At 66.7% G+C, this 5,024-nt stretch carries 5 protein-coding genes and 1 pseudogene; 3 read left to right on the forward strand and 3 right to left on the reverse strand.

Going from position 1 to position 5,024, the window contains the following annotated elements; translation table 11 throughout:
• The 3 genes from SFU54_RS03530 to SFU54_RS03540 form a co-directional block, all read left to right on the forward strand.
• Positions 1 to 711 (forward strand): sensor histidine kinase (locus tag SFU54_RS03530; RefSeq protein WP_413466556.1); only part of this gene is annotated, 711 nt, incomplete at its 5' end.
• 31 nt (positions 712 to 742) lie between these two features.
• Complete coding sequence (locus SFU54_RS03535; protein ID WP_319014932.1) at positions 743 to 1,999, forward strand: hypothetical protein; 1,257 nt, start codon at positions 743 to 745, stop codon at positions 1,997 to 1,999.
• A gap of 29 nt (positions 2,000 to 2,028) precedes the next feature.
• Positions 2,029 to 2,700 carry a response regulator transcription factor gene (locus tag SFU54_RS03540; protein ID WP_319014934.1) on the forward strand — a complete coding sequence of 224 codons (672 nt, stop codon included), beginning with the start codon at positions 2,029 to 2,031 and terminating at the stop codon, positions 2,698 to 2,700.
• A 15-nt stretch (positions 2,701 to 2,715) separates the two neighbouring features.
• On the opposite strand, the gene SFU54_RS03545 is transcribed toward SFU54_RS03540, so the two are convergent.
• The 3 genes and pseudogenes from SFU54_RS03545 to SFU54_RS03555 form a co-directional block, all read right to left on the reverse strand.
• Positions 2,716 to 3,888, reverse strand: coding sequence for an MFS transporter (locus SFU54_RS03545; protein WP_319014935.1), 1,173 nt, complete (start codon positions 3,886 to 3,888; stop codon positions 2,716 to 2,718).
• A gap of 146 nt (positions 3,889 to 4,034) precedes the next feature.
• Entirely contained in the window at positions 4,035 to 4,352 is a 318-nt protein-coding gene (locus SFU54_RS03550) for a thiamine-binding protein (protein ID WP_319014933.1), read from the reverse strand.
• Positions 4,349 to 5,024: pseudogene (locus SFU54_RS03555) on the reverse strand (hypothetical protein); the annotation flags it as partial. The pseudogene SFU54_RS03555 and the gene SFU54_RS03550, both read right to left, overlap by 4 nt.

The raw sequence follows: 5,024 nt of genomic DNA on the forward strand, positions 1-5,024 counted from the left end.
CTCGCCGGATGGGTCATCACGCTCATCATTGGCCTGTGGGTCACCGTCGGCGTGCAACGCGCTGTGCGGCGTATCGAGAACATCGGTCGAGCGCATCACCTCGAACGACAGGCAAGCGAAACCGAGGCGCAGCGCCGACAAAGCGCGCGGCTGCTGCACGACACCGTGCTCGCCACACTCACTCTGCTCGCACACTCGGGGGTCGGAGTCAGCGAAGACGCTCTTCGCCAGCAAGCGCGCGAAGACGCACGGTTGCTCCGGCAATTGCGACTCGGCTCCACTCCGATGCCCCAGTTCTCCGGCGTCTACAGTCTTGAGCCCGTGGCAGAAACACCCCTCGGAACGACACTCGAATCTGTCAAGCAGCGCTTCTTGCGCATGGGCCTCACGGTTCGGTGGCACGGCAGTGGTCAGGTTCTCTTGCCGAGCGACGTTCTCGACGCCTTCTTGCTCGCTCTTGCCGAGTGCCTCGAGAACGTTCGACGGCACTCTGGTGTCGAAGAGGCCGACGTCACCATTACCCAGGGTGACGACGTGTTGCGAGCCGTCGTCACCGACGCGGGCATCGGCTTCGACCCGCACGCCGTCACCGAAGAACGGCTCGGCTTCACCGAGTCGGTCGTTGCGCGATTGCACGACGTGGGCGGAAGCGCTCGCTTGTTCTCGACCCCCGGCGCCGGCACGACGGTGATTTTGGAGGTGCCGCGATGAGGCTCCGACCGAAGAATGCGCGGGTGCCGCGGTGAGCACCAAATACACCCCGGCCGACGAAACCACACTCGGCGGCCTTGTTCGGCCCGCCGGTGCGCGCTCGTCGACTCGTCGGGGTTCACCGACCTCCACGCACGCCTCGGCGCTCGGATCAGGATTCTTGGGCCTCGGGCTCGGCATCATTGCCGCCCTGCAGTCGATGCTCGGCATCTCGGTGTTCTTGCTTCGCGTCGACGCCTACCCCTCCCTCTTGCCCGTCGCGACGGCGTGGCTCTTGCTCATGGTCACCTTCTTGGGATTGACCATCACGATTTCGGCCAGCGGCGAACGCCTTCCCGATTGGCTCTATTGGGTCTTTCTTGCCGCGCTCGGCGCCGTTGTCTGGCTCGACTTCGTCGCGATCGCGCCCCTCGGCGACATCGGCCGCAACGCGACGGCGTCGATCTCGGCGGGATTCGTGTTGCTCGTCATCGTGACGTTGCGTTCGCGGTGGGAAGTGCTCGTGGCCACCTCTGCCCTCGGCGTCGCCTTCATCGTGGCGATTCTCGTCACGACTCCCCTGACGCCTACCACCATCCCCTCCCAAGTCGTGGCGGTGGCGCTGGCCGTTGGCCCAGGGGTCACGGGTGTTCTGCTCGTGAGTGGCTTCGAACGGATGCTCAAACGCGAGCTCGACCGCGTGCTCGTGCAATCCACCGTGACCGCGCCGCGGCTCGCGGTCGGCATGCTCGCGAGCGAAGAGCTCGAGCAGCTCGACCTCGACGCCGAAGAGTTGTTGGAGGCCGTGGCAACCGGCGCGGCTCCACTGCCCTTGCCGGCGGAGTACTCGTCGCGAGCATCCACTCTCGCCACCGAACTTCGCTTGCATCTCATTGAGGGTCGACGCGAGACCTGGCTGTTCCACGCGGTGACCGAGTCAGAGCACCTGGGACGCCGCGTGACCGTGAGCGACCCGGGCACTCTCGCCGGTCTTCTCGACGACGTGCAGCGTGACGCGTTGCTCGCCGCCCTGTGGTTGCTCGCTGCCGACCCCGCAGGTGTGTCGCCCATGCGAACGGTGACGGTGGCTCTGGGGCCGCTCGATCCGAACCGCGCGTCGGCAGGCACCCGGCTCGTGATTCCACTGCGCATCGAGGTGACAGGGCTGAAACGGAATCGTGTTGACCCCGGTGTGTGGGAGGCCCTCGACCGAGTCGGGCGATACAGTGACAGCACGGCGACCAACTCGGTTGTCATCGAGGTCGATTGCACGGTCGAAAACCCCGTCGACGCCGGTCGCGTTCAATAACTAGACCCGAGAGAGCAGGAGTGACCGCGATGCCGCACACGTCACCCATTCGATTGGCGCTCGTCGATGATCACCGCATGTTGCTGGGGGCGTTGACCGAGTGGATTCGCCAGGCTGCCGACGACATTGAAATGGTCGCTGCGGTTGCGACATGGCCCGACTTGCTCTCGCACCCCGCATTTCCCGTCGACGTCGTCTTGCTTGACCTCGACTTGAAAGACAACATTCCCGTCTCACTGAAGATTCAGACGCTTAAGTCGATGACGGTTCCCGTAGTGCTCATGAGCACCTACAGCGAACCCAACGTCGTGCGCGAGGCTCTCAATGCAGGCGCGCTCGGCTATCTCGTGAAGAGCGAAGACGCGGGCATGATCGTCGAGGCCATTCGCGCCGCCAAGAACGGCGAGTCGTTCATCTCGGCCGAACTCGACCTCGCTCTCAACGCCGCCGATGTCGGAGGCTCACCGCGTCTCAGCGCGCAAGAGCGCCGCGTCATGGCCCTCTACGGGGCGGGCGAACCCGTCAAGACGGTGGCCTACCAACTCGGCATCTCAGAAGAGACGGCCAAGAGCTACCTCAAGCGCATTCGCGAGAAATACCGCATTGCGGGCATCGACGTTGGCACGAAGGTCGCCTTGCGCAAGCAAGCCCTGACCGACGGCATTCTCGTGGATGCTCCCGGCGGCGGCAGCGGACTCTAGAGCTCTTCGGCTCGACTAGGCGAGCCGCGCCGCTCGCCGCTCGAGCGCCACGCTGACGACGGCAAGCACCGTGCCGCCGACGGCGAGCAACAGCCCGACCCACGCGGGCGTGAGGTAGCCCCATCCCGCGGCAACGACGAGTCCGCCCAGAAACGCGCCGAGAGCGTTGCCGACGTTGAGGGCTGCATGGTTGAGGGCTGCGGCGAGCGTTTGCGACTTGCCCGCGACATCCATTAATCGCGTTTGCACAACGGGGGAGATGATCGAGGCCATAAACCCAACCAAGAACGTGCCCGCGATCACTCCGACGGGGTGCCCACCCGTGAGCCCCAGCGCGGTGAGAGCGACCATGAGCCCGGCAAAGCCGATGAACATAGCGCGCGTGGTTCCGGCGTCGGCGAGGCGACCGCCGATGATGTTTCCCACGGTCATGCCCATGCCCGTGCTCGCGAGAACCCACGGCACGGCCGTCGCGGGCATCCCCGCCGAGTCGATGACCATCGGGGCGATATAGCTATAGACCGCGAAAAAGCCGCCGAAGCCGATGGCTCCGACCGCCACGGCCACCCACACCCGCAGGCTGCCAAAGGCCGCGAGCTCGTTGCGCACTGACGAGTTGGCGTCGCCGGGTTGCCACGGCACGAGGATGCGCACGGCAACAAACGTCGCGGCAAAGAGTGCGGCCACGAGCAGGTACGCGGCGCGCCAGCCAGAGGCTTGCCCCACGGCCGTGATGATCGGCACGCCGATGACGGTGGCAATCGTGAGTCCGCTGAGCACGAGAGCGACGCCCTGCCCGCGTTTGCCCGGCCCCATGAGGCTCGCCGCCACCAGCGCCGCGACGCCAAAGTAGGCCCCGTGCGGGAGCCCAGAGATGAACCGTGCCGCGATGACCAGCTCGAACGTGGGCAGGGTGGCCGAGGCGACGGTGCCGATCGTGAACGCCGCAGCGAGCCAGAGCAACAGGCGTCGGCGCGGCATGCGCCCCGCGAAGGCGGCGATCGTCGGAGCGCCGACCACCACGCCGAGCGCGTAGGCCGTGATGACCCAGCCCGACTGCCCGATCGCCTCTTCAGAGTTGCCGACGTAGAGACCGGGCAACAGATCGCGCGCGATCTCGGGCAGCAGCCCCATCGCCACAAACTCGGTCGAGCCGATGCCGAAACCGCCGAGGGCCAGAGCGAGCAGCGCCGCATAGACGCGAGCCTTGCTGAGGGGCCGACGCTCGGCCCCTCCGTGGGCACGCCGGTGGGCGTCGTCGTGCTCGCGCTGCTGGCGCGCGTAGGCCTCAGCCGTGGCCTCATCGATGATGGGCACGCTGGCGGTGGAGACGGTCACGCGCCCTCTCCCTTGTCGACCTCGAGAGCCGCCTCGAGTCGACGCACTTTGCCGTCGAGTTCGCCCGTGTAGCCCGGGCGATAGTCAGCCTTGAGCACGAGCGACACGCGCGTGCCGTATTCGGCCACGGCGAGGGTGGCGCGCTTGACGACATCCATGACCTCGTCCCACTCCCCCTCGATGTCGGTGAACATCGACGACGTGCGGTTGGGAAGCCCCGACTCGCGCACGATGCGCACGGCGGCGGCGACCGCGTCGTGCACCGAATCCGTCGGTGAGCCGCCCGAGGGGGCGACAGAGAACGCGACGATCATGAGGATGCTCCTTCAGAGGCAGCGGCGGTGGCGACCAGCACGGTCTCGCGCGCTCGGCGGCACAAGGCAACGAGTTGCCACACCGCCCAGCCGAGCAACGCGACGTAGAGCAGGTTACGCGCCGAGAGCACCGTGAGCATGAACGGGTCCAGGGAGAGCAGCGAGGTGTACAGCACCGGATACACGACCTGCGTGAGCGCGGCAGTTGCGAGCGCGAGCACGGCCGGCACCCGAAACGAGCGGCCGCCCCACTGCTGCCAGGCGAGGCCCAGAACGATCGGCACCGCGATCCACGTCGCGAACTGCGGCGAACCCACCTTGTTGACGGTGATGAGCGCCATGACGAGAGCGAGCGCGAGCACGGGAAACAGCTCGACGTCGTCGACCCCGCGTCGCACGGCCGCAACGCCGAGCGCCACAATCACGAGCACCACGAGCGCAAGCACGGGCGTCATGAGGTCGGCCGCCAGTTGCGAGCCCTCACCAAAGACCTGCCAGGTCAGAATGCCCTGGTCGTAGTAGACGCGTGACGACCACTCGCCCGCGGCGGCCGCCCACAACCACACCGTCGACACGAGCGATTCGACCTGCACTCCGCGGCCAGTCTGCTGAGTGATGGGAGTGAGCAGCGCCGACGCACCGCCGAGCGCGAGGCCGGCAGCCACGACGACC

It is taken from the genome of Microcella sp. (genome assembly GCF_033763155.1).
GTDB lineage: Bacteria > Actinomycetota > Actinomycetes > Actinomycetales > Microbacteriaceae > Microcella.